General features: G+C 61.5%; 21 protein-coding genes. 8 read left to right on the forward strand and 13 right to left on the reverse strand.

The features are described from left to right. Nucleotides 1–653: 653 nt before the first annotated feature. A complete protein-coding gene (locus K7R21_RS11370) occupies nt 654–1,274 on the reverse strand; it encodes a helix-turn-helix domain-containing protein (protein WP_224983440.1) in 621 nt (206 codons plus the stop codon). A 144-nt stretch (nt 1,275–1,418) separates the two neighbouring features. Here K7R21_RS11370 and K7R21_RS11375 point away from each other — a divergent pair, with 144 nt between their 5' ends. From K7R21_RS11375 to K7R21_RS11395, 5 genes are all read left to right on the forward strand, one after another. Next, nucleotides 1,419–2,852, forward strand: a complete 1,434-nt coding sequence (locus K7R21_RS11375; protein ID WP_224983441.1) for a DegQ family serine endoprotease — start codon at nt 1,419–1,421, stop codon at nt 2,850–2,852. A 60-nt stretch (nt 2,853–2,912) separates the two neighbouring features. Further along, nucleotides 2,913–3,176, forward strand: a complete 264-nt coding sequence (locus K7R21_RS11380; protein WP_224983442.1) for a hypothetical protein — start codon at nt 2,913–2,915, stop codon at nt 3,174–3,176. Nucleotides 3,177–3,277: 101 nt separating this feature from the next. Further along, nucleotides 3,278–4,237, forward strand: coding sequence for an RluA family pseudouridine synthase (locus tag K7R21_RS11385; protein WP_224983443.1), 960 nt, complete (start codon nt 3,278–3,280; stop codon nt 4,235–4,237). Nucleotides 4,238–4,278: 41 nt separating this feature from the next. Then, nucleotides 4,279–5,076, forward strand: a complete 798-nt coding sequence (gene pgeF, locus K7R21_RS11390; protein WP_224983444.1) for a peptidoglycan editing factor PgeF — start codon at nt 4,279–4,281, stop codon at nt 5,074–5,076. Nucleotides 5,077–5,149: 73 nt separating this feature from the next. Further along, a complete protein-coding gene (locus K7R21_RS11395; RefSeq protein WP_224983445.1) occupies nt 5,150–6,208 on the forward strand; it encodes a hypothetical protein in 1,059 nt (352 codons plus the stop codon). 126 nt (nt 6,209–6,334) lie between these two features. On the opposite strand, the gene K7R21_RS11400 is transcribed toward K7R21_RS11395, so the two are convergent. The 7 genes from K7R21_RS11400 to K7R21_RS11430 all read right to left on the reverse strand — a co-directional run bounded on the left by K7R21_RS11400 (nt 6,335) and on the right by K7R21_RS11430 (nt 15,979). Further along, nucleotides 6,335–6,499, reverse strand: a complete 165-nt coding sequence (locus K7R21_RS11400) for a hypothetical protein (RefSeq protein ID WP_224983446.1) — start codon at nt 6,497–6,499, stop codon at nt 6,335–6,337. Nucleotides 6,500–6,502: 3 nt separating this feature from the next. Further along, nucleotides 6,503–7,963 (reverse strand): glycogen synthase GlgA, encoded by a 1,461-nt coding sequence (gene glgA, locus K7R21_RS11405; protein ID WP_224983447.1) that lies wholly within the window; start codon nt 7,961–7,963, stop codon nt 6,503–6,505. 83 nt (nt 7,964–8,046) lie between these two features. Then, a complete protein-coding gene (locus K7R21_RS11410) occupies nt 8,047–10,263 on the reverse strand; it encodes a glycoside hydrolase family 57 protein (protein ID WP_224983448.1) in 2,217 nt (738 codons plus the stop codon). Nucleotides 10,264–10,302: 39 nt separating this feature from the next. Beyond that, a complete protein-coding gene (locus K7R21_RS11415) occupies nt 10,303–12,813 on the reverse strand; it encodes a mannose-1-phosphate guanyltransferase (protein ID WP_224983449.1) in 2,511 nt (836 codons plus the stop codon). A 157-nt stretch (nt 12,814–12,970) separates the two neighbouring features. Further along, on the reverse strand, nt 12,971–13,345 hold the full coding sequence (locus tag K7R21_RS11420; RefSeq protein ID WP_183351052.1) for a response regulator: 375 nt from the start codon (nt 13,343–13,345) through the stop codon (nt 12,971–12,973). A 1-nt stretch (nt 13,346) separates the two neighbouring features. Then, on the reverse strand, nt 13,347–14,969 hold the full coding sequence (locus K7R21_RS11425; protein WP_224983450.1) for a sensor histidine kinase: 1,623 nt from the start codon (nt 14,967–14,969) through the stop codon (nt 13,347–13,349). Nucleotides 14,970–15,295: 326 nt separating this feature from the next. Further along, complete coding sequence (locus tag K7R21_RS11430) at nt 15,296–15,979, reverse strand: Crp/Fnr family transcriptional regulator (protein ID WP_224983451.1); 684 nt, start codon at nt 15,977–15,979, stop codon at nt 15,296–15,298. A 97-nt stretch (nt 15,980–16,076) separates the two neighbouring features. Here K7R21_RS11430 and lptF point away from each other — a divergent pair, with 97 nt between their 5' ends. The 3 genes from lptF (at nt 16,077) to K7R21_RS11445 (ending at nt 19,281) form a co-directional block, all read left to right on the forward strand. Next, nucleotides 16,077–17,240, forward strand: a complete 1,164-nt coding sequence (gene lptF / locus K7R21_RS11435; RefSeq protein ID WP_224983452.1) for an LPS export ABC transporter permease LptF — start codon at nt 16,077–16,079, stop codon at nt 17,238–17,240. Further along, nucleotides 17,237–18,319, forward strand: a complete 1,083-nt coding sequence (gene lptG, locus K7R21_RS11440) for an LPS export ABC transporter permease LptG (RefSeq protein WP_224983453.1) — start codon at nt 17,237–17,239, stop codon at nt 18,317–18,319. Before lptF ends, lptG begins: the two co-directional genes overlap by 4 nt. 68 nt (nt 18,320–18,387) lie before the next feature. Further along, entirely contained in the window at nt 18,388–19,281 is an 894-nt protein-coding gene (locus K7R21_RS11445; protein WP_224983454.1) for an IPT/TIG domain-containing protein, read from the forward strand. A 4-nt stretch (nt 19,282–19,285) separates the two neighbouring features. On the opposite strand, the gene K7R21_RS11450 is transcribed toward K7R21_RS11445, so the two are convergent. The 5 genes from K7R21_RS11450 to K7R21_RS11470 form a co-directional block, all read right to left on the reverse strand. Then, complete coding sequence (locus K7R21_RS11450; protein WP_224983455.1) at nt 19,286–19,687, reverse strand: VOC family protein; 402 nt, start codon at nt 19,685–19,687, stop codon at nt 19,286–19,288. Further along, a complete protein-coding gene (locus tag K7R21_RS11455; RefSeq protein ID WP_224983456.1) occupies nt 19,684–20,400 on the reverse strand; it encodes a cytochrome c biogenesis CcdA family protein in 717 nt (238 codons plus the stop codon). The genes K7R21_RS11450 and K7R21_RS11455 overlap by 4 nt, the downstream gene beginning before the upstream one ends. 57 nt (nt 20,401–20,457) lie before the next feature. Continuing rightward, nucleotides 20,458–20,973 carry a TlpA disulfide reductase family protein gene (locus K7R21_RS11460; protein ID WP_224983457.1) on the reverse strand — a complete coding sequence of 172 codons (516 nt, stop codon included), beginning with the start codon at nt 20,971–20,973 and terminating at the stop codon, nt 20,458–20,460. Continuing rightward, a complete protein-coding gene (locus K7R21_RS11465; protein WP_224983458.1) occupies nt 20,973–22,334 on the reverse strand; it encodes a sigma-54-dependent transcriptional regulator in 1,362 nt (453 codons plus the stop codon). Before K7R21_RS11465 ends, K7R21_RS11460 begins: the two co-directional genes overlap by 1 nt. A gap of 350 nt (nt 22,335–22,684) precedes the next feature. Continuing rightward, a complete protein-coding gene (locus tag K7R21_RS11470; RefSeq protein WP_224983459.1) occupies nt 22,685–22,945 on the reverse strand; it encodes a hypothetical protein in 261 nt (86 codons plus the stop codon). Nucleotides 22,946–23,156: the final 211 nt, after the last annotated feature.

Raw genomic sequence — 23,156 nt, forward strand, 5'->3', positions numbered from 1 at the left:
TTAAAATGAAACCGGAAAATCCGATTCTAGTTTGAAACAACTGACTTGTTACATTTTGAAACTCGCAAATGCTGTTTCGTCTACTATTTAGTTTTCAAAGACCAAGCCGCCGTGTTGCGACAGACTCAGCACCCTACCTGAACCGTTGCCGCCTGTCAACATTTTCTTTCAAAAATTTTTCGAGGCATTTTGCAGTGGCCTGATCCAGAGATCGTGCCCGAAAGACTGTCAGAACACCACGAGGTGCTCCTGTGGCCCTTCTTCCTGCCGGTTCAATATTCGGTTGCAAAGAGCGTCGTTGCTGCGGAGTCGACGTTTATAACAAAGCGCATCCCCACCGTCAACGATTTAATGAATAAAATTCTTTAACCTCATCCAATTCCCCACAACGACAACCGGAACAGCCCGAGGACAACAAAGCACCGAGAAGATGAGCTAGAAGGAGAGAACACGCAATTCAGTTTGGAAGAGGGAGCGATGCGGGAAGTATCAAGTTGTCAACGGTGGCTGGGGGACGAGGTTAAATGATAGCCGGCCCATACCAGACTGTCAAACTTAAAAAAGCGTAACATCAAGTGCCAGCGTCAAAAACTCAGACTCCTGGCCAGTTGCTGTTACGCTTTTCGTTGTTTGTTTAACGGAGAACTGGAGGCCTAGCTCTTGGTGTAGAGTACGGCAACGGCCCGGGCACGAACCTCTCCGACCGACACATAGCCATGGGGCTCGGAGGATTCATAGTAAATGCTGTCGCCGGGATAGAGCCGCATGACCTCGTCGGCGTAGTGGAACTCCAGCTCACCGTCGAGCAGATAGAGAAACTCGACTCCTTCGTGGCTGTAGAAGAGGCTGGTATCCCATTCGCGCTGCTCGAACTCGATCAGGAAAGGCTCCACCTTCTTCTGGCGCATGCCGGGTGCCAGGGGCTTATACATATACCCCTGCTGCACGGCGTCCTTGCCGGGACGGCGCTGGCTGCCCAGCGGGGACTGGTCGCCGCGGGTCAGCATGAACTTCTGCCGGTCCCCCGCCTCCTCGAAGAAGTAGTGAATACCTACTTTGAGTCCCTTGGCGATCTTCAGCAGGGTGGCGATGGGCGGCGTGACCTGGTCGTTCTCGATCTGCGACAGGAGCGGCTTGGACAGACCGGTCATATCAGCCAGGGCCTGGAGGGTGAGCCGTTGTTCCTGGCGCAGTCCACGCACCTTCTCACCCAGCTTCATCTCTCTTATTTCCTGCTTGATCTTTTCTTGCACGCGACACCCCCGTCTCTGCATATATATGCAAATACCCATCTGCCGTCAAGGGGTATTTACAGAACGGTGAGAGAGTTGCTGAATCTGCCGAAAGGGTTGACATCAATCTGGTTTTTGGCTACGCTTTTTGCTTCCCGCTAAGCCTTTCATTTAAAGGAGCGACAAATGAAAAGCGTCCGACTACTCGTTGTCTTCCTGATCCTTTCCACAATCCTGTCTTCGTGCAAAAAGAAAGAAGGCGCTCTCCTGTATGAATCGGACAGAAAAGAATCTGTACCAGCTCCGGTCCAGGAAGTTCCCAAAGACATACTGAACACCCAGCAGGCATTCACCTCCCTGGTGAAAAAAGTCACTCCTTCAGTAGTAAACATATCCACTGTCGGCAAGAAAAAACTTGTCCGTCCGTTCTTCGAAGGCTCCCCCTTCTTCGAGGATTTTTTTGGAGATTCAGGCCGCCCGCAATACCGCAGGGAGAGCAGCCTCGGCTCCGGCTTCATCCTGAACAAGGAAGGATACATCGTCACCAACGACCACGTGGTTAGGGACGCGGAGACGATCCAGGTCAAGCTCTCCAACGAGAGCGTTTATCCCGGCAAGGTGATCGGCTCGGACCCCAAGACGGACATCGCCGTCATCAAGATTAACGCCAAAGAACCGCTGCCGGCGGCAGTGCTGGGGGACTCCAGCAAACTGCAGGTCGGACAGTGGGCCGTCGCCATCGGCAACCCCTTCGGCCTGGACCGCACCGTAACCGTCGGTGTCATCTCCGCCACCGGCAGGTCCAACATGGGGATCGAGACCTACGAGGACTTCATCCAGACCGACGCGTCCATCAACCCCGGTAACTCCGGTGGACCGCTACTCAACATCTACGGTGAGGTGATCGGTATCAATACTGCGATCGTGGCCGCCGGGCAGGGGATCGGATTCGCCATACCGGTAAACATGGCCAAGCAGGTCGTCACCCAACTGATCACCAAGGGGAACGTAAGCCGGGGTTGGCTCGGTGTCTCGATCCAGTCGGTCACCGACGAGATGGCCAAATCCTTCGGGCTTCCCAAGGCCGGCGGTGCCCTGGTCAACGACGTGGTCCCCGGCGGCCCGGCAGCCAAGGCCGGCATCCTGCAGGGGGATATCATCACCGCGTTCAACGGCGAGAGCGTCAAGGACGTACGGCAACTGCAGCGCCTAGTGGGTGAGACCCCCATCGGCAGGAAGGTCGACATCTCCCTGTACCGCGACGGCAAAGAGGTGAAGGTCTCGGTCACCACTGCCCCGGCGGACAGCGCACCCGCGCAGTCTCAGATGCAAAGGCCGGAGCGCGACGCCGGGCTGCTGGGCCTGTCCGTCGAGGAGGTCGGTCCGGAAATGCGCCGGCGCGGCATCACTGGCGTCGTGGTAAGCGACCTCGAGCCGGGGGGCATCGCCGAGGAAAGCGGCATCCAGCGCGGCGACGTCATCGTGTCGGTGAACCAGAAGAAGGTACGTAACCTCGCGGAGTACCAAAAGGCGATGAAGGACGCCAACAACCGGGGCGCGGTGGCGCTCCTGGTGAGGCGCGGAAACGCCAACATCTATTTCGCCTTAAAATTAAGATAGAATCTTGATGCAAAACTGCGTATAGTGTGCCCTGATTATTTGACCGCCAGGAGATTTTCGATGAGTCTCATAGAAAACCAGGATCAGGCGAGAAGGCTGGCCAGGGCAATCGTATCGGACGTAGCCCTTTACAACCGCGAGAAGGTCGAACAGGGGATCAAGGAAGACAACATCTTCGAGCTCTTGAACGAGCAACTGACAGAGGGACGGGAGCACTTCCAGTCGCGGGTGAGCAAGGAACTCGCGGAATCCAATATCTTCGATATCGCCGTGGTCGACGTACTGATCAAGCGGGCGGGAAAGATCGAATCGAACATCTGGTAGCAGTACAACTTCAACACTGACAGGTCCCGGGCGCGCTTCCATTCAGAAACGCGCCCGCGCTTTTTTTACGGGAGTCCCTCTCCCAGGAGAAACCAACATAGATGGAACCGATTGAACTTACCTTCCCCTGCGGCGCTGACCCCGAGCGGCTGGACAGCTTCATCGCCCGCAGCGTCCCCGAAATCACCCGTTCCGCGGCCCTCCGGCTGATCGAAACCGGCCAGGCCATGGTGAACGGCCAGCCGCAAAAGCCGTCCCTCAAGCTCAAGGGAGGCGAAGCGGTGACGGTGACCATTCCCCCGCCGGCACCAGCCCAACCGCAACCGGAGGAGATCCCGCTCGAGGTCCTGTATGAAGACAGCGACATCGTCGTGGTCAACAAGGGCGCGGGCATGGTGGTGCACCCCGGCGCGGGCAACGCCGAGGGAACCCTGGTCAACGCGCTCCTCGCCCACTGCAAAGACCTGTCGGGCATCGGCGGGGAGCTCAGGCCGGGCATCGTGCACCGCATTGACAAAGACACTTCTGGGACGCTGGTGATCGCCAAGAGTGACCGGGCCCACAACGGGCTTGCCGAGCAGTTCAAGGTGCACTCCATCAAGCGGATCTACCTCGCGCTGGTGTACGGCAATCCCAAGGAGGACCGGGGACGCATCGAGAGCGTGATCGGGCGGCACCCGGTGGAGCGCAAGAAGATGTCGGGCAAGGCGCGGCACGGCAAGAACGCTATCACCCACTGGCGCGTCGAGGCCCGCTACCCTGGCATCTCGCTGGTACGCCTCAAGCTGGAGACCGGGCGCACGCACCAGATCAGGGTGCACCTCTCCGAGTCTGGGCACCCGCTGCTGGCGGACGAGGTCTACGGCGGCGGCAGTCGGCTGGCCCAATTGAAGGACCCGGTCCTCAAGCAGATGATCAGGGCGATGGGGCGCCAGGCGCTGCACGCCAAGACCCTCGGATTCATCCACCCGGTCAGCGGCGAATACCTGGAGTTCGACACGGAACTGCCGCCGGACATGGCGGGCATCATCGCCTACCTGGAAGAGAAAAACAGGGACTAGGGGCTAGAGAAATAATTAATACATAGAAAGAGGTGTCATACATGGAAATGCAGAAAGCAGGAAAGATCCAGTACCTGAAACCGCGACTCGCCGCAGGCGCTGTCGCAGGCTTCACCACGCGCCACGAAGGGGTGTCGCGTCCCCCGTACAACTCGCTCAACCTGGGGAGCAACACGCTGGACTCCTCGCACAACGTGGAGGGGAACCGCAGCCTGCTCGCCCGCAGCCTGGGGGCGACGCTGGACCGCTTCCTCACCGTGAGCCAGGTGCACGGCACCGACCTCCTGGTGATCGACGCGCCCAACCCTGAACTGTCCCACTTCCTGAAGCTCGAGTGCGACGGCATCGTCACCAACCAGCCCGGTATCATGATCGCTGTCTGCGTCGCCGACTGCGTGCCCGTCCTGCTGCACGACCCGGTGCAGAAGGTGGTGGCCGCACTGCACGCAGGGTGGCAGGGAACCGCGGGCAACATCGCCGCCAAGGGCGTTGAAGCGCTGGTGAACCTCTTCGGCTGCGCCAAGAAGGACATCCGTGCTGCCATCGGCCCCCACATCGGCGCCTGCTGCTACGAGGTGGACGCCCCGGTGCGCGACGCCTTCAAACAGGCGGGCATGGCCTGGGACCTGTGCGCCACGGCGCAGGCGGAAGGCAAATGGATGCTCGACCTGGGCAAAGCCAACCGCCAACTGCTCCTGGACGCAGGCCTTGCCGCCGACCAGATCCAGGTGAGCGAGCACTGCGTCAGCTGCAACCAGGAGCTGTTCTTCTCCTACCGCCGCGACGAAGGTGACACCGGCAGGCAGGTGGGCTTCATCATGCTGGAAGGTGAGCAATAAGCTGTAGCACTCCGGCTAAGCTTCTGATATAAGACGGCGGAGAGTTAGAACCTTTTACAGGAGGCGTCAACAGATGAGGATCTTGTTAAGACTTGCCCTGCTCATGGTGGTAACCGGCGCGCTGTTCGGCTGTGCCCACAACTACTACAACATCCCCCAGGATACCTTGGAGAAGAAGGTGCGCACCATCGGTGTGGCGCCGTTCTTCGTGGATGCCGACAGCGACATCAGGCACCCGGAAAAAGCGGCCATCCTCTCCATCGTGCGCGGCTACAACCTCAGGAACGAGAAAGAACTGGTGGCGAGAATCAGGAGCACCGGCATATTCTACGCAGTGCGCCCGGTGACTGCCGACCCGGACCGGCTCTTCAGCAGTCTGGTCTGGAACCGCGAGAAGCGCGACGACGCCCGCATCGTCTACAACAAGTACTTCTTCAAAAAGGATGACCTGAAACAGCTGATGACCGAGAACGGCCTGGACGCGGTCCTCTTCGTGACCGTGAGCGGCCTCACCAAACCGGGCAAGGTCTATTCCAGCAACTTCCTTTCTTACCTGGAGACGGACTACAACTACCTCTCCATGTCCGCGGTGATGCTGGACCGCGAGGGAAGCACCATCTGGGAGTATCCCAACTTCCGTCGTGAGGTCCCGTCCTACCCGGTGTTCTTCTCGCTGCAGTACCCCGACTTTGACGAAGCCGCGGCGAACCTGACCGAGAAGGTCGACGTGAAGTTCAAGACGGTGGCGGGGGTTAACGCCGCCTTCGCCAAGAGCGAGCCCTCCTCCGTTTCCAACGGCCCCGAGGTCTCCACCCTCTACGTTAAGCAGTTCGACGAGATGCTCGCCCTGATGCAGACCTACAAGCCGCTCTTCGGTGGGAAAGAGAAGGAAAAAGAAATGCAGCCGGCTCCGGCCAGCGCTCCGGTCTACTACACCCCGCCTGCGGCTCCGGCAGCTCCTGCCCCCGCGGCACCGGCACCGGCCCCGGCCGCCCCGCCGGCGCCCCAGGCTGCGGCACCGGCGGCACCGGCTCCCCAGCCGGCCGCGGCGCCGGCATCCGCGCCGGCAACGGCGGGTCCGGCCCCGATCACCTCGGTGGACATCGTCCCGGAACAGCCTGCCGCGAAGTAGTAGCGGCCCCCCTCCTCTCGCAACGGGAGGGGAACCAACGCAGCTTCCGCGAGAGCCACAAACAACAAAGGCGGCGCCGAGACCAGTTCTCGGCGCCGCCTTTGTATTTCACGTGCACGGCCTTAATTACAACTCCTCGAAGTCCTCGGGATCCTCCGGAGTTTCCTCTTCGCCGTCGGCCTCGTCCTCGTCGTCATAGTCCTCCTCGACCACGCGCTTCAGAAATTCCTTGTTGCTTTCGATGAGCCTCCGGATCTCACCGGCCAGTTCGTCGAGATCTTCGTGTTCCACAGGTTACGCCTCCCCTCCCTTGCGCAGCAGGGCCTTGCGGTACAACTCCAGATACTTGTGTACCGAGTTCTGCCAGGAATAGTCACTGCTCATGCCGCGGCGCATCAGCTTCTTCCAGAACGCCTTGTCCTGGTAGGCGGTCAACGCCCGATTGATAGCCTCCCAAAGCGCCTCGGCGCTGTACTCATCGAACAAGAAGCCGTTGGGCGTCTTGTCGTTGTCCCGGGGGTCGAAAACGCTGTCGGCGAGCCCGCCGGTCCTGCGCACGACGGGGACTGTGCCGTAGCGCATGGCGATCAGCTGTCCCAACCCACACGGCTCGAAGAAGGACGGCATCAGGAACATGTCGCTGCCAGCGTAGATCTTGGGCGCGAGAGAATGGTCGAAGCCGCTGGTGAAGGCGATGTTGCGGGCACCGGCAGCTTTGATGTCATTGAAAGCCTTGAGGTAACGGTCCTCGCCGTTGCCCAGGAGTACCAGCTGCATGGGGGCCTTGGCGATCATCGGCAACAGCTCCGCGATCAGGTCGAAGCCCTTCTGGGCCACCATGCGCGAGACCATGCCGAAGACGGGGATATCGGGGGCGCTGGCAAGCCCCATGAGTCGCTGCAGCCCGATCTTGTCCACCATCTTTCCGGACAGGGAGGCGTGGCTGTAATTCTTCATGATCTCCCGGTCCATGGCGGGATTCCATTCCTCGTAGTCGAGGCCGTTCAATATGCCGACCAGGTCGTCCTTCCTGGTCTGCAGCACCCCGTGCAGGCCACACCCCATCTCCGGCGTGCGGATCTCACGGCAGTAGGCCTCGGAGACAGTGGTCACCAGGTCGGCGGTGAGGATGCCTCCCTTCAGGAGGTTGACCTTGCCGTAAAATTCCAGCCCGTCGATGGTGAAGCACTCCTTGGAGAGCCCCATGGTGGCAAGCTCCTCCTTGGGGAAGAGCCCCTGGTAGGCGAGGTTATGAATGGTGAAGATGACCCCGGTCCTGGTGAAGAAGGGATCATTCTTGCGCTCGTGCTTCAGGTAATGCGGGATCAGCGCCGTCTGCCAGTCGTGGCAGTGGATGATGTCCGGCCGGAAGTCCATCTTCTTCAGCAGTTCCAACACGCAGCGGCAGAAGAAGGAGAAGCGCTGGGCGTTGTCGGGATAGTCGCCGCTGGGGGTGCCGTAGAGCTCCTCGCGGGCGAAGTATTCCTTGTTCTCGATGAGGTAAACCGGGATCTCCCCGAGGGAAGCCTGGCGCAGAAAGCCTTTCTTTTCGACGCCGTCCACCATGACCGAGGCGCTCTTGCGTCCTTTGCGGACCGCCATGCCGCCCCGCTCGACCACGGAGTAAAAGGGCATCATGATTCTCACGTCATGACCAAGCGTCTTGAGAGTCTTCGGGAGCGCGCTGGCAACGTCCGCCAGACCTCCGGTCTTGGCGAAGGGAGTAACCTCCGACGCAACAAACAAAATCTTCATGTAAAACCTCTAACACCCTGGAATTATAGGCATAGTCTAGATTAAGACTGCCCGCGGGTAAAGTTTTTTTGTAAAAGAAAAATTTAAGATGCGTTGGATTCCGGCGGAGAGACGTCCGTGAGCGTCCCCTGCTCCAGCCCGAGGCATGGCCCCGCGTACGCCAGGGCAAGCGGCGCCTCGGTGGGCCAGCGACCGAGCAGGTTCACTCCGCGAGAATGGGTTAGGTAGCAGCTGAGACGATCCCCCGCGTTGACCCGCAGCGCCGGGAGCGGGACACGCAGCTGAGCGCTGCGGCCAACCCAGTAGCGCGCCACCCCGCCGGAAGGTTGCCACCTTCCCTCCTGCAATAGCTGCAGCTCCCCTTCACCGTCGCCCGGCTGCATCTCGACACGGTACTCCCCCCCACCCATGAGGTGCAACGACAGGCGGTCCCCCGGCTGCAACAGCTTTTCCAGCGGCTGGGAGCCATCGATCCTGAAATAGAAATAGTCCAGGTCGTAACCGTAAAAGAAGGACTGCAGCCCGGGCTCCGCCGCATGCATCGCCGCCCCCTGCCGGGTCAGGTCGTACAACCCCGCGGCGAGCCACTCGAAGTAATCTTCGCCCGCGCCCCCCAATGCGGGGGTGATCAGCCGCGCCGGTCCCCGGACGAAGCCGGCGGGGCGCTGCTTCTTGATCGGCTCGTGCAGTTCCCCCGGGACCTCCAGCGCCAGCAGCCGGTAGACGTTGATCAGGTGGCTGCGAAACAGCAGATCGAACCTGCCAGAGTGTGGGGAGAAGTGGTCGTCGCCGTACCACCAGAACCAGTCGCTCCCCTGCGCGGCGTAGAGGGCCTTACAGGCGCGCCGGGCAGCCTCGTCACTGCTGTCCCCGCCCGCGAGGAGCTGGGCCACTTCGGTGCTGTTGTGAACCGCGGCCTGGCGCGCCTTGGCCAGGTACTCCCATCCGAGGTTTTCCTCGGGGTGCCCGATCCAGATACCGTAGTCGGCGTTGATCCAGGAGCCGGGATGCACGTGGCGCAGCACCCGGCGCTCCGGCACCCGCTCCAAGACCTCCGAGAAGGTGGCGGGTTCCACACCCGGCATCTGTGCCAGCGCGGCGTAGAGCCTGGACAGGAAAGGGAGCCCGTTGTCGTGGTAATGTTCCCAGGCATTCTCGCCGTCCAGGATCACCGAAATCACCCGGGGGGCGCGGCACTGCTGCCGGACCGCCTTCACCCGCCCGACGAAGTCCGCCACGGCCCGCTCCGCCTCCCACTGCGAATAGGTGAAGCCGATCTGGTCCGAGAGCACCTGGTCCCGGAAGAAGAGGGCGATCTCCTCGCCACCCTGCTGAAACAGGTAGGGGTGGTAGAGCTCTTCACGCTCCTCGTCAAGCCCGCCCGGCAGGGTCTGGGACAGCACCCTCTCGTCGGAGGCCGTCCAGCGAAGCCCCTCCCGGGCCATGATGCCGAGGGCCTCGTCGCTCACGGACCCCTCGGCGGGCCACATGCCGCGCGGCCGGAAACCGAACAGCTTCTCGAAGCTCTCGATGCCGTGCGCGACCTGCCCGCGCGCGTCCTCCGGGTACCGAATGTCGATCTTGGGAAGGCTCGCGCCGGGAAGCGCCACCTGCGCGATGCGCGAATCGCACAAAAGCGGCAGGATCGGGTGGAAATAGGGGGTCACCGAAAGCTCGACCTTCCCTTCCTGGTGCAGTCGGCGGTACAGCGGGATGATCTCGGAGATCAGCTCGCGCTGGGTGTCGAAGAGCAGTGCCTTGTCGCCGGCGTCGAACCCCCTCCCCTTGCGGATCAGTTCCCCGAAGAGCGGGAAGCGCCGCCTGGCCGCCTCACCCGTCCAGGCGAGGTAGAACCAGACCTGCAGGTCGAGGAGATCCCGCTCGGTGAAAAGCGGTGCCTGGGAGGCTGCGGTACCCGGGATCCCGTCACCCCCCATCCGGTACAGTTCCAGGTAGCGCGGGTAGGGCTCGATCATGCGCTGCTTGTTGGCGGAGAAGAAGTTCTCCAGCAGGAAGAGCCGCTCCGACGGGTCCAGCTCCGCCGGGGCCTTGCGCGCAAGGCTCAGGTACGGGTCCACCGCCTCCCCCGAGGCGTAGTCGAGAATCTGCTCCAACAGCGAGGGGACCAGGTTGAAGACCACCTTGGCGCCGGGGCTCTCCGCGACGATGGCAGGCATGTCGTAGTAGTCCTTCACCGCATGGAGGTAGACCCAGGGGAGCAGGTACTCCCCCCGGACCGGATCCTTGTAGAAGGGCTGGTGCATGTGCCAAAGCAGCGTGAGGTACAGTGGTTCGCTCATCCTATCCCCTTGATGATGCAGCGCAGGCCGCAGCGCCTCTTACTGGGCGAGCTCCTTTTTCCAGCGTTCCACCTTCTGCATGTATTCCTCGAGGAGCCTCTGCGCGGCCCTGGCATCCTTGGCCTCGGCCACCACGTGGATCACGGGCTGGTACTGGTCGGGCAGCACCAGCACCCAGTCGTTGCCGAAAGAGACCTTGATGCCGTCGATGAAGGAGGCCTCCTTGTCCAGGCTGTCCTCGCTCATCTTGCGCATGATGCCCCCCTTCTTCTCCCAGACGCAGGGAACCTTCCCCTGCAGGAAGGAGCTCTTGGGGACCTCCTTCAAGACACGCGACAGCGGCACCCCGGTGGCGCTGGAGAGTTCGATGGTCTTGGCGATGGTGAACATGCCGTCGAAGGCGGCCTGGAACTTCGGGAAGGCGAAGCGCCCAGTCATGGAGCCGGCCATGACCACCTCAGGCGAGATGGCCGCCTCGATCATGGCGCGGTCCATGCTCTTGGTGCGGCGCACCGATGAACCATTCTCCTGGGCGATCTCCTCGATCACCGAGGGGGCCGATACCGGGACCGCGAAGGCACCCCGCGCGCCGCTTTTCAGCATCAGCGTGGTCATGAGGGCGAGGTACTCCTCCGGCTGGTAGATCCTGCCGGTCTCGTCCACCAACACCACCTCCTCGACGGTCGGGTCGAGCCAGAAGCCGGCGCGGGCCTCCAGCGTCATCACGATCTTGGCCAGCTGCTGCAGGGAGTTGGGCTTCTCGTCCACCGTCTTGGAGCCGCGCTGCTCGTCCAGGTAGGTGTTGAGGCCGATCACCTCGCACCCGAGATCGTTGAGGATCTGGGGGAGGATCTGCCCGGCCGGGGAGTGGTTGAAGTCGATGACCACCTTGGCCTTGGAGCCCCTGATCAGCTGCTGGTCCAGCCCGCGGAAGAACCCTTCACGGTAGAAGTCCATCACCTGGGGCAGCTCGGTGATCCCCCCAGGCTCCATGTGGTGCGCGCGCCGGAAGTTCTCCTTGTAGAAGATGCGCTCGATGTTCTTGCCCATGGCGGAGGAGAAATCGAGTCCGTCGGCGTCGAGGAAGACGATCTCGGTGGTGGCCGGGTCCTCAAGCGACTGGCGGAAGTGCACCCCGCCCACCTCGCCGAACGTGCGCAGCTTGTAGCGCAGGACCGGGAGCGACACCATCCTGATGTCGCGCACGTTGACCCCGGCGGAGAGAATCCCGCCCAGGAAGCTCCGCTTCAACATGCGCGAGGAAAGGGTCGTGTCGCGCCCGACCAGGACGTGACTCCCCTTGGGGAGCGACGTGCCGTAGGCGCAGCCCAGTTTGGCGACGAACTCAGGGGTGAGCTCGATGTTGGTGAGCCCCTTGATCATCTCCCCCTCGAACAGGGACTTTTTCCAGCGCTCGCCCCAGATCAGGTTGCCGGTAACGGTGGAGCCCGCCTCGATCAGCTTACGGGGCCAGATCTTCACGTCCCGCTTGATGTAGCTCTCCTCGCCGATGGCGGTGTCGTCGGCAACGACGCCCCCTTCCTCCATCACGGTCGCCGGGCCGACGCTCACGTTGTTGCAAATGACGCAGTCGTTGATCTTGGCGCTCTTCTTGATATAGACGTTGTCCCAGACCACGGCCCGGGTCAGCTTCGCTCCCGGCTCGATGATGCAGTTGCGGCCGATGACGGAATCCTTGATCTCGGCGCCCCCCTGGATCTGAGAGTTGTCTCCCACCACGACCGTCCCTTCCACCACGGTCCCCTCGCCCAGCCTCACGTCCACCCCGACCCGGAGGTCGACGCCGGCCATCTCGCGGCGCGGCTCGTCCACCTTGACCCCCACCTTACCCTTAAGGATGTCGTGGTGCGCCTCGCGGTAGGAATCGGTGTTGCCGATGTCCCTCCAGTACCCCTTGACCGGGAAGCCGAACAGCGCCGACTTCTTCTTCAATAGGAGCGGGAAGAGGTCCTGGGAGAAGTCGAAGTTCTCCCCCTCGGGGATGAACTTGAAGATCTCCGGCTCGAGGACGTAGATGCCGGTGTTGATGGTGTCGGAGATCACCTCGCCCCACCCCGGCTTCTCCAGGAACTGGGTGATGCGCTTCTCCTTGTCCGTGATCACCACGCCGAACTGCAGGGGATCTTTGACCGAAGTGAGAGTGATGGTGGCCAGCGCCTTGTTGCTCTCGTGGAAGTCGATCACTTTCTGCAGGTTGAAGTCGGTGAGAAGGTCGCCGCTGATGATCAGGAAGCGCTCGTCGAGGTACTTCTCGGCGCACTTGACCGCCCCCGCGGTCCCCATGTCCTCCAGCGGGGTCACGTAGGTGATCCTGACGCCCAGGTCGGCGCCGTCGCGGAAGAAGTTCTTGATCACGCTGGGCTGGTGGTACAGGAGCATGACCAGGTCGGTGATGCCGTGCTTCTTGAGCAGTTCCACGATGTGCAGCATGATGGGACGGTTCATGAGCGGAACCATCGGCTTGGGGATGTTGCAGGTGAGCGGTTGCATGCGGGTACCAAAGCCACCCGCCATAATCACGGCCTTCATAGGTGCAGCCTCCGAGGATCAGATTGAGATCAAGATCAAGGTTGAGATAACGATTGAGACTAAGACAAGGGATTCAGGGGCTCCTGAGACCGGGACACGAAACGCGACCTCCAATCGTGGCTAGGCCAAATCTATATCTTAATCTTTGTCTGCGGTTCTAGACGTACGCCCCGCGCTGACGCTTGGCGAGGACCCGGGCGATCTCGTCCTTTAACTCCTGCAGGTCGCTCGACTTCACCACGTAGCCATCGGCGAGCCAGGCCGAGAAGTCGTCCTTGTAGCAGGAGAAGGCGGTGCACAGGATCACCGGGATAGTATGACGCTCCTTGACGATGCGCTGCAGCAGCTCGATGCCACTCTCGTTCTTCAGCTTTATGTCGATCACGGCCAGGTCGAAGCTCTCCGACTCCAGCTTCTCCACCGCTTCCAGAGCGCTCCCCGCCGTCACCACCTGGTACCCCTCGTCGCTCAGCTCCTGGGAGTACAGCAGCCTGATGTTCGCCTCGTCGTCTACTACCAACAGTTTCGCCATCTCAGATATTCTCCTTTCTGGTCAAAAGCCTGATGCTATACGTGTTGCCACCCCCGGGACGGCTGAATATGGTTAAGGAATTTCCCTGCCGCTCCAGGATGGACTTGCACAGGGACAGGCCCACCCCCTCGCCAAGTTCCTGGGTCTGGAAGAAGGGGGCGATAAGCGCCTCCTGCGCAGTCTGGGTGAGCGGCTTGCCGTCGTCGCTGATGCGCAGCAGCACCCCGTCCCCGTCCAGTACGCTCTCGATACGCAGTTCCCCGCCCGGGTCCATGGCAGCCAGCGCCTGGGTGGTGATGGTCTTCAGGCAGTAGCTGATCTGCTTGTAGTCGATGCGCACCATGGGAAGCTCCGGGGCGAGTTCCAGGCGACAATGCACCCCGGCCTGTTCCAGCGTCCCCTCCAGTTCCCCCATCGCCTTGCCCACCAGTTCGTTCAGGTCCCAGAAGTCGGTGACCGGGAACAGGGACTCGGAGTAGTCGAGCACCTCGCTCAGCACGTCCTCGAGCTGCCGGGTCTCGCGCACGATCGACTCCAGGTAGCCGCGCTTGTCATCCCCGTCCGGGGTCCCTTTCAACAGGGTCCGGGCGAAGCCGCCGATCACCATGAGCGGATTCCTGATGGAGTGGGCGATGCTGGAGGTGATCTTGCCCACCAGCGCCATCTTCTCCATCTTTACGATCAGCTCCTGCTGTTCGCGCAGCTTCACGTTGGCGGCCTTCTGCTTGGCCACCTCCTCCTGGAGCCGCTCGTACAGGGAGGCGCGCTCCAGGGCAAAGGCAACCGGGAAGGCGAAGGTCTCCAGCGACTGCATGTCCTGCAGGGTGATCGGCTTGTGGGTGATGCAGTTGTCGGCGATGATGACGCCTATGCGGCGGTTCCTGGAGATAAGCGGCATGACCAGAAAGGTATCAACCCCGAGGATGCGGGCCAGCCCCCGGTCCAGGTCCGGGTTGTTGAGCGCGTTTTCCACCAGGATCGGCTTCTTGCCGGTGAGCGCCCGGTTGAAAATGTGCCCTTGGTCGGACAGGGGAACCGTAAGCTGGTTCAGGATGTCATGGAACTTGACCTTCTCGGAGGTGAGCTTCGTCTTTTGGAAATCACGAGCCAGCTGCCTCAGGGTGAAGTTGCTGCGACTGATATCCTCCCAGGTGCGCCAGGCCTCCTCGTAGTCTTTGGGGCCGACCCCCAGGTAGCCGCGGATGTGGCGCCGGTCCTTGTCGGTCATGAGCAGGAAGGCACGGTTCATGCCGAACCCCTTGCCGGCGGTGATGGCGGTCATGGCGATGGAGAGTACTTCGTCCAGGTCCAGCGAGGTCTGCAGCACGAGGCCCACCTCGCGCAAAAACTTGATCTCGCGGGTCTTGCTGTTCAAGAAGCTCAGCATGGCCCCCATCTGGGTCTTCTGTTCCTGGAACTCGGTCAATATGTACGGGAGTACGTCCGAAAGCGGGTAACCCGACCCCTTCATCCGGGCCAGGTCGTTCTTGAAGCGGGGACACTCTACGCACTTCTCCACGATCCTGCGGCGCTGGAAAACCAGAAGGTCTTCTTCCCCCTCGCCTATGTACGGGCAATTCTCGGGCTCGATCTGCTCCCTACTCCAACAGCATTCCCAATCCAAGCTCCCTCCGGGTCCAGCACAGTAAATGACAGGACGAAACGTGCCAAAGTATAGCAGCCACTTCTGCCATAGCAAGTGCAAATCGACATTTTACGTGAAAATATTAATTAATAATTTAGTTTCAATCGGTTGCGCGACAGGATAGGACCAGCGAAGGTGCAGGCGGTGCAAGGCTTGGCGTGATGCGGGGCCCAAAGGGGCAGGAAAAAGGGAAAGTAGCCGGGGGAAAAACGATGTAAAGTGACATTAACGCAAAGGGCCCCGCGGTTCTAACCGAGGGGCCCGTCATGCAATCTATCTCTGTATCTTTGCTATCCGTGCCGGTTCTACTTGCCGGCGATCATCTTCAACTTTTCCATCTGCATGATGGTGATCTTGTTGCCCTCCAGTTCGATGACCCCCTCGTCCTTCATCTTCTTGAAGGTCCGGGACAAGGTCTCGCTGACCGTGCCCAGGCGCGAGGCGAGTTCCCCTTTGCGCATGTCCAGTTCCAGATAGGTCTTGCCCTGGTAACTGGTGCTCTTGCGCGCGGCCAGGTCCAGGAGGTAGGAGGCGAGCCGGGAGGGAGCATCGGCGAAGGAGAGTTCCTCAATCTGCCGGGCGAAGCGGCGCAGCAGCAGCGACAGCGAGGCGATCAGGTTCATGGAGAAGCGCGGGTTGCGTTCCAAAAGCCCCATGAAGGCGCCGCGCGGGAAAAAGAGCACCTCTCCCCGCTCCACCCCGCGCGCCTCGGCGGGGTACTTGCCGTCCCCGAAGAAGGCCGCCTCGGCGAAGGTCTCCACCGGGTGCACCATGTGCAGCACCTTCTCACGCCCGTCAGGAGAGATCTTGCACAGCTTGAGTGCCCCCGAGGCGAGCAGGTAGAACCCTTCCGCCTTCTCCCCCTCGCTAAAGAGCGTCTCCCCCTTGGCGAACGGTCGGCGCACCGCGATCTCGGCCAACTCGACCAGGTACTCCTCTTCCAGGCCCGAAAACAGCAGGGCTTTCCTGATGATGTCCTTGTTTTCCATGCCACCTTTTTACCCAAAATGAAAACCGAGGTCAAGGAGTAGTTGGACCGTGTCCCTCCTTTACTTCCCCGGCCATCTCATGTAAGATCGGCAGTTCATGAAAAGGACCCTGTACCGCTACATTTTCAACGAGATACCGCCCCCTTTCCTGGTAGGCATGGTGACCTTCACCTTCGTCCTTTTGATGGGGCGTTTCCTGAAGCTGGCCGAGATGGTGGTCGAGAAGGGGGTTCCCTTCGGCGACGTGGTGCGCATGGTAAGCTACCTGCTCCCGTCGTTCTGGCTCTTCACCATCCCCATGGCCTTATTGCTCTCCATACTGCTCGCCTTCGGACGCCTCTCCGGCGACAGCGAAGTAACCGCCATGAAGAGCTGCGGCATCAGCCTGTACGGGCTGTTCCCTCCGCCGCTGCTCTTCTCGGCGCTGGCGACGCTGGCCTGCCTCTGGGTCACGGTGTACGCAGTCCCCTGGGGCAACAGCTCCTTCAAGAAGCTGATGCTGGACATCGCTCAGAGCAGCGCCGGCGTCTCCATCAAGGAGAAGGTGTTCAACAACGCCTTTCCGGACATGGTGATCTACGCCGACACCCTCACCCCGAAGGGTGAGAGCATGACCGGTGTCATCGTCCACGACGAGCGCGACCCCAAGACCCCCACCACCATCTTCGCGGCCAGCGGCACGCTCTTCTCCGACCCGCGCAGCCACTCCATGGAATTCCAGCTCAAGAACGGCTCTATTCACCGCAACGAGGCGGGCGCCGGCTACCGGATGGTCCAATTCCAGGAATACATCCTGAGGGTCGCCTTGGCCGACTCCACGCCCAAGGGGCCGAAGAAGGCGAGCGAAATGACCATCGACGAACTGCTGCACGCTCCTGCCGGCACGCCCAGCAACGACCTGCTGGCGCGCCGTCTGGAACTGCACAGCAGGCTCGCACTCCCCTTCTCCTGCATCGTGTTCGCCTTCGTGGGGGTGCCTCTGGGCATCCAGAACCGGCGCTCGGGCAAGGCGTCCGGTTTCTCGCTCAGCATCGCCGTGATCCTCTGCTACTACATCGTCCTCTCCGGCTTCGACACCCTCGGCGAAAAGGCGATCCTGCCGCCGGTCCTCGCGGGTTGGGGCCCGAACCTGCTGTTCCTGCTGGGGGGGGGGTACCTGTTCATGAAGACTGCGGCGGAGGAACCGCTGCCACTGACCCCACTGTACCAGCGCGTGAAGGAAGCGGTGCTGACGCGCACCCGCAAGGGGGCCAAGGCATGAGGATCCTGACCCGCTACGTAGCCAAGGCGTATCTGAGGATGCTGGGGCTTTGCCTTGGTTCCTTCGTTACCATCTACATGGTAGTCGACTTCATGGAGAAGATTGGCCGTTTCACCCGCACGGGCGCCTCGTGGCAGCACCTGGCCCTGTTCTTCATCACCAAGATCCCGGAGATGATCAACGATTCCGCGCCGCTGGCGGTGCTCATGGCGACCCTGCTGACCTTAGGCGCCTTGTCGCTCAGCTCCGAGCTCACCGCCATGCGCAGCTGCGGCGTGAGCCTGGTCCGCATCAGTGCCCCCATCCTTGCCATCGCCCTCCTGATGAGCCTGGTGGTCCTGATGCTGGGGGAGTTCGTCATCCCGAAAACCTACGCTCAGCGCCTCTACATCCAGGAGGTGCTGATCCAGAAAAAGGCACCATCCATGTACTTCCGGCAGCACAACATCTGGTACCGCGAGGGGGAAACCGTGCTACGGGCGAGCCTGTTCGAGCCAAGCCAGAACCAGCTCAAGGGAGTGACGCTCTGGGAGGTGCAGCCGAAAACAGGGTTGCCGCTCAGGCGGGTGGACGCAGCCCTAGGGGAACTCGGGGGGGGCGGCTGGACCTTCAACGAGGTGACCGTGCGGGACTTCCGCGACGGCGAAGTCACCGGGACCAAGAAGTACCCGCAACTGGCGCTCCCCCTGAAACTGAAGCCGGCGGACCTGAAGGTGCTAGGAAAATACTCCGACAGCATGACCCTCAGGCAGCTCAACCGCTACTGCAAGAAGATCCAGGCCGGGGGGTATGACGCCACCCGCTATATCACCCAGTTCCACAGCAGGATTTCGCTCCCCTTCGGCTGCGCCGTGATGGCTTTCCTAGGCATCCCCTTCGCGCTACGCGGCGGGAGGTCGAGCGGCATCGCCTTCGGCGTGGGGCTTTCCATCGGAGTGGGTTTTCTCTACGTAATCACCAACTCGGTGATCATTTCGGTGGGACAGGTCGGCCTGCTCCCCCCCATAGTTGCCGCCTGGGCCACCAACTTCATCTTCCTGGCTGCAGGGGGATGGCTCGCTCTTACCATTGACAACTGACCGACGCGGGCCGAAAATGGGCAGGCCAGCAGTCACTGCTATTACATCGAGGTTTACGGAGGAGAACCATGATCCGCAACTTGACCTTAATAGTGCTGCTTCTGCTCATTTGCGCCGTAGCGGCACCGGCACAGCAGGCGTCCCCGCCCACGGCTGACGCTGGCCGTCAGGCGCAACTGAGCGTGCTCAGCATCCTCCCGGCCCAAGGGGAGCCAGGAACCACAGTCACCCTCAACGGCACCGGGTTCACCTCCACCACCACCGTGATGCTAGGCAGCAAGGAACTCCCGGCCCAGATCGTCGGGGGGCGCGTCATGACCTTCGAGCTCCCGGAGCTGCCGCCGGGCGCATACGCTCTCACCCTCAAGCGCGAAGACGGCGCCGCTACCCGCCCCTTCAACTTCGTGCTGCAGGCGCAGAAGCCGGTGGCCTCCTCGCTCACCCCCGACACCATCACCATCTGCGCCACCGGCAGGGAGCGCGAGGTGCTGGTAAACGGCGCCAACTTCCGCAACGGCTCCCGGGTCATCTTGGACGGCGCCGTGGTTGCCACCCGTTTCATCTCCCCGGTCACGCTAGCCTTCACCGCCCCGACGCTCCAGGCAGGGATGCACCAGGTACAGGTGAGAACTCTGTCCGAGGCAACCTCCAGCGCCCTTGCGCTCTTTATCGACGCCAAGCCCGAGATTGCCAACGTATCGGTAGGCAGGGAATTCGTGAACTACTACGAGTTGATCGTGACCGGGAGGAACTTCCGCCAGAATTCGGTGCTGGTCGTGGACGGCAAGAGGCTCGCAACGGGGAAACAGCTGGTGGGTGAGCGGGAGCAGCTCGTGTACGGCGGGTGCAACCAGTTGACCTACCTAAGGTTCCCCTACGACCCAACTCCGAAGGAGATCACCCTGCAGGTGGTGAACCAAAGCGGCGAGGAGAGCGCCCTCTTCACCATCAGCGCCCCCTGACCGGTCAATCGACCGGCTCTTCCAAGACCACCAGGTAGCCGTCGGGATCGAAGCACCACAGCTCGTAGGTCCCGTATGGCTTGCGCTCTAGGGGATAGAGAATCTCGAGGTCCTCTTCCAACAGCTCCTGGTAGATATCCTCTATTCCCTCCACCACGAGATGCAGCGTCATCCCAACCCCGCGCGGGAACCCTTCCAGGCGCGCCTGCAAGATGGGGTGCAGTTGCGCCACCGCCTGGTCCTCCACGAAGATGAACCTGACCTCGTCCGTCTCCAGAAGCAGGTGCTCCGGCGCGCCCAGCGCCGTAATCGGGCGCTGCAGCGGCAGCCTCAGGATGCCGGCGTAGAAGGCCTCGGAGGTCATGAGGTCCGAGACGCACAGCTGTATGGTCAGGGCCGCCGTCACTCCCCGAACCAGGCGCTGGTGTACCTGCTGATCAAGACCATGGAGTTGGTGAAGATGAGGATGCCGACCACCACCATGAAGGCCCCGGTGATGACCTCAAAGAGCCGTATGTGCCGCTTGAAGCGGCGGAAGAAGACCAGGAACTGGTGCAGCGCCAGCGACGCGATGAAGAACGGGATGGCGAGCCCCATGGAGTAGGACAACAGCAGCCAGACGCCGCGCCCTTCAGTGGCCGCGACGGCCAGGATGGTGGCCAGGATCGGCCCGATGCAGGGGGTCCAGCCAGCGGCGAACACCACCCCCACGACAAAGCTCCCCAGGTAGCCGGCGGGCTTTCTATGCAGGGTCAGCTTCCTTTCGCCCAGGAGCATGGTGATGTCGAACAGCCCCGAGACGTGGATACCAAAGATGATGATCAGTATCCCGCCCACGCGCCGGATCGCCGTCTTGTGCTCGTGCAGGAAATCCCCCACCAGGGTTGCCGACGCACCTAAAAGCACGAAGACGCAGGTGAAGCCCGCGATGAAGAGCAGGGAGTGGATAATGGTCTGCTGCCGGACCTTGTGGCTTGGGTGCTCGGCGTTCAGGTCCGCGAAAGAGAGGCCCGTGATGTAGGTGATGTAGGACGGGATGAGCGGCAGCACGCAAGGGGAGAGAAACGACAGCAGCCCCGCTACGAAAGCGCCGATCATGCTGATGTTGTTCGTTTCCATACTTTCCTCCTGGCGTTTAGCGGTTGCGCCCCCAACGGTCGGGGGCTACGTGCGGCGTTACTTGCCGGCCATCAGTTCATTCAGGGCCTGGATCACCTCGGGGTGGCTCCAGTCCAGCCCCCCCACCACCTTCTTCCTGATCACCCCCTTGGGATCGACCACGAAGGTCTCGGGGACGCCGGTGGTGCCGTAGCGCCGGGCGATCTGGCCGTCGGTGTCGAGCAGTGCGGGGAGCGTGATGCCGCCGCGCTTGAAGAAGTCCTCGACGGCGCCTTTACCACCCTCGTCGATGGAGATGGCGAGCATCTGGAAGTTTTTACCCTGCATGGCCTGGTTCAGCTTGACCATGGACGGGATCTCCTCCCGGCACGGGGGGCACCAGGTGGCCCAGAAGTTGACCAGCACCAGCTTGCCCTTCAGGGTGGAGAGTTGCACCGGCTTGCCGGAGAGGTCCTTCAACGTGAAATCAGGGGCGGCGTTGCCCTCGACGGCAGGCAGTTCGGCCTGTTTTTTGGCGCATCCCGCGGCGGCCAGCGCGGCTAACAGCAGCACGGCAGCGATCAAGCGTTTCATCATTTCCTCCCCGGTTGCGTAATATTGTACTTTTCCATGCGGTAAATCAGCGTATGGCGCGGGATGCGCAGAAAGCGCGCCGCGGCGGTCTGGTTCCAGTCACAGCGGTTGAGCGCCTCCAAGACCACTTCCATCTCGAGCTGCTCCAGCGAATACCCCCCGGCGGGAAGCCTGAGCACGCTCCCCTCAGGAGGAGGCACCGCCGCTGAAATCTTCGCGGGGAGCTCGTCGATGCCGATCTGGTCCCCCTCGCGCATGATCAACAGGCGCTCCACGGTGTTCTCCAGCTCGCGCACGTTGCCCGGCCAGGCGTATTCCTGGAGCCGCTGCAGCGCCTCCTTGGTGAAGCTCACCCCCTCGGCGCCGAACTTGGTGCAGAAGTAGCGGATCAACAGCGGCACGTCCTCGACGCGCTCGCGCAGCGGCGGGAGTTGGATCGGGATCACCGAAAGCCGGTAGTAGAGGTCCTCGCGGAACTTCCCCTCCGCGATCCAGCGCTCCAGGTCGGCGTTGGTCGCCGCCACCACCCTGAGGTCGATCTTCTGCAGCGAGGTCCCGCCGACCGGCTCTACCACCCGTTCCTGCAGCACCCGCAACAGTTTGGGCTGCAGCTCCAGGGGAAGGTCACCCACCTCGTCCAGGAAGATGGTGCCACCGTCGGCCAACTGGAACTTCCCTTCCTTGTCGCGGATGGCGCCGGTGAAGGCTCCCTTGACGTGGCCGAACAGCTCGCTTTCCAAAAGGTCCCGGGGAATGGCGGCGCAGTTGACTGCCACGAAGGGGGCGCCCCGGCGCGAGCTCCCGGAATGAATAGCACGGGCCACCAGCTCCTTGCCGGTGCCGGATTCCCCGGTGATCAGGACGGTGGCCTCGGTATCGGCCACCTTGCGCACCACCGAGAAAACTCCTTCCATGGCGCGTGAGGTCCCCACGATACTCTTGAACTCGGTGCGGCCGGAGAGCTCCTCCTTGAGCAGGCGGTTCTCCTCGGAGAGCCCCTGCAGTTGCAGCCCCTTGAGCACGGTGACTTTCAGTTCTTCCCTGTTGAAGGGCTTGGTGAGGTAATGGAAGGCTCCCAGTTTCATGGCCTCGACGGCCGTATCGATGGCGCCGAAGGCGGTCAGGACGATGACCACGGTGGAGGGTGCGCGCTCCTTGACCGTGGAGAGGACCTCGAACCCGGTGATCCCGGGCATCTTGAGGTCCGTGATCACAAGTTGCGGGGACTTCTCCTCGAAGAGTTGCAGCCCGGCGGAGCCGTCAGCAGCAGTATAGACGTCATATCCTTCCTGCTGCAGGTTGTACTCAAGCACCCGCCGGAGTGAGCTGTCGTCGTCTATGATCAGGATCTTTGGGGGCATGGTTTCCCGGATGAGAACGAAAGGGGTCGTATAAGGAGACAGCTCAATTTTTAACCGATTTGAGTACCGAGGGCAACCCTTTTTATAATGAACTTAATCTCCCCGCACCACCCACGTGAAAGGGGATCAGCCGAGGCCGCGGAGGAAACGGCGTGCTGGGACAACAGGTCAAGGAGCCACAGCCGAAGTCACATGAGAAGACGAAATGGTGTAGGCAGAAAGGACGGGGCAGGTGCCTGGGGGGGGGAAATCGAGGAAAAAAGGGGACAGCGACGCCGCTCGGGGAGCGGCACCAGGATTCCGCCCGGTTCAGCACGGGCGGGGTAGCTACGCCACGGAACCGGGCAGAGCTAGGGGCGACGCCCCCGGTGTCTGCGCGGCCCACCGAAGTAGCTTTGGGTGAGTTCGCGGGTGCCGACCGCTAAAGGCAGCAGGCCTTCGTGCCGCTTCAGCGTCTCCGGCAGCGAGGGGCCGTCGGTTATGATGAAATCGTCCTCGCCCAGACAAGTCTTGGCGAAGAACCGCCCGGCGGCGCTGCAGAAGACGTTTATGCTAAAAACCTCTCCATTCACTTCCAATTCAGACGAGTGCAGCAGCATCTCTTCGTCCACATCTCCCCCCGAAGATAACATTTTAAATATGAAGACGGGGTTAGATTAGCAAGAATTGCACCAAGCAATGGACCGGCGGGGGCAGATAGCAGCGCCAAACGCGGAAAGGGGCCATTCAGCTTGAAAAAAACAAATGAGCATCGAGTAACCAATGTTCATTAAGGCAGGAAAGAAAAGACAAAAGCCTGTTTTTTTACGAGATTTCGACGTG

It is taken from the genome of Geomonas agri, assembly GCF_020179605.1.
GTDB classification, from domain to species: domain Bacteria; phylum Desulfobacterota; class Desulfuromonadia; order Geobacterales; family Geobacteraceae; genus Geomonas; species Geomonas agri.

What these genes read in the sequence shown, in the direction of transcription:
- K7R21_RS11370 (WP_224983440.1), bottom strand. Translation starts at nt 1,274, where the DNA reads ATGCAGAGACGGGGGTGTCGCGTGCAAGAAAAGATCAAGCAGGAAATA.
- K7R21_RS11375 (WP_224983441.1), top strand. Translation starts at nt 1,419, where the DNA reads ATGAAAAGCGTCCGACTACTCGTTGTCTTCCTGATCCTTTCCACAATC.
- K7R21_RS11380 (WP_224983442.1), top strand. Translation starts at nt 2,913, where the DNA reads ATGAGTCTCATAGAAAACCAGGATCAGGCGAGAAGGCTGGCCAGGGCA.
- K7R21_RS11385 (WP_224983443.1), top strand. Translation starts at nt 3,278, where the DNA reads ATGGAACCGATTGAACTTACCTTCCCCTGCGGCGCTGACCCCGAGCGG.
- pgeF (WP_224983444.1), top strand. Translation starts at nt 4,279, where the DNA reads ATGGAAATGCAGAAAGCAGGAAAGATCCAGTACCTGAAACCGCGACTC.
- K7R21_RS11395 (WP_224983445.1), top strand. Translation starts at nt 5,150, where the DNA reads ATGAGGATCTTGTTAAGACTTGCCCTGCTCATGGTGGTAACCGGCGCG.
- glgA (WP_224983447.1), bottom strand. Translation starts at nt 7,963, where the DNA reads ATGAAGATTTTGTTTGTTGCGTCGGAGGTTACTCCCTTCGCCAAGACC.
- K7R21_RS11410 (WP_224983448.1), bottom strand. Translation starts at nt 10,263, where the DNA reads ATGAGCGAACCACTGTACCTCACGCTGCTTTGGCACATGCACCAGCCC.
- K7R21_RS11415 (WP_224983449.1), bottom strand. Translation starts at nt 12,813, where the DNA reads ATGAAGGCCGTGATTATGGCGGGTGGCTTTGGTACCCGCATGCAACCG.
- K7R21_RS11420 (WP_183351052.1), bottom strand. Translation starts at nt 13,345, where the DNA reads ATGGCGAAACTGTTGGTAGTAGACGACGAGGCGAACATCAGGCTGCTG.
- K7R21_RS11430 (WP_224983451.1), bottom strand. Translation starts at nt 15,979, where the DNA reads ATGGAAAACAAGGACATCATCAGGAAAGCCCTGCTGTTTTCGGGCCTG.
- lptF (WP_224983452.1), top strand. Translation starts at nt 16,077, where the DNA reads ATGAAAAGGACCCTGTACCGCTACATTTTCAACGAGATACCGCCCCCT.
- lptG (WP_224983453.1), top strand. Translation starts at nt 17,237, where the DNA reads ATGAGGATCCTGACCCGCTACGTAGCCAAGGCGTATCTGAGGATGCTG.
- K7R21_RS11445 (WP_224983454.1), top strand. Translation starts at nt 18,388, where the DNA reads ATGATCCGCAACTTGACCTTAATAGTGCTGCTTCTGCTCATTTGCGCC.
- K7R21_RS11455 (WP_224983456.1), bottom strand. Translation starts at nt 20,400, where the DNA reads ATGGAAACGAACAACATCAGCATGATCGGCGCTTTCGTAGCGGGGCTG.
- K7R21_RS11460 (WP_224983457.1), bottom strand. Translation starts at nt 20,973, where the DNA reads ATGAAACGCTTGATCGCTGCCGTGCTGCTGTTAGCCGCGCTGGCCGCC.
- K7R21_RS11465 (WP_224983458.1), bottom strand. Translation starts at nt 22,334, where the DNA reads ATGCCCCCAAAGATCCTGATCATAGACGACGACAGCTCACTCCGGCGG.